The sequence below is a fragment of the Sabulibacter ruber genome (genome assembly GCF_017355955.1).
Lineage (GTDB): Bacteria > Bacteroidota > Bacteroidia > Cytophagales > Hymenobacteraceae > Nibribacter > Nibribacter ruber_A.
The window spans coordinates 1-338 of record NZ_JAFFID010000053.1; the positions used below are offsets into that span (position 1 = coordinate 1).

At 60.4% G+C, this 338-nt stretch carries 1 protein-coding gene; it reads left to right on the forward strand.

Annotated features, from left to right (window positions below; all coding sequences use genetic code 11):
- Window positions 1–305: LuxR C-terminal-related transcriptional regulator (locus tag JT719_RS24415; protein WP_207436400.1), on the forward strand; the 305-nt coding region annotated here is incomplete at its 5' end.
- Window positions 306–338: the final 33 nt, after the last annotated feature.

The following is a 338-nucleotide window of genomic DNA, read 5'->3' on the forward strand; positions in this document are numbered from 1 at the left end:
TGGGCGAAAAGGTCTTCCCGACCAACCTGGCAGAGCTGCTCCTATCAGGAATGCGGGGAACCGTCGTGCCGGAGCCAAGCGACCGCAAAGGGTTGTCAGGGCGCGAGAAGCAGATTCTCCGCTGCCTGCTGAACGGCCACTCCAACAAGATGATCGCCAACCATCTCAGCATCACCGAGGCCACCGTCAAGGTTCACCTCAAGAGCCTGCTGCGCAAGATCAACGCCACCAACCGCACTCAGGCCGCCATCTGGGCCATGAACAACGGCATGATGGACGAAAAGGCCGAGTTGGCGGTCGTCTGAGCCTTAAGCGCTGCCTCCAACCGCAGTTGCATC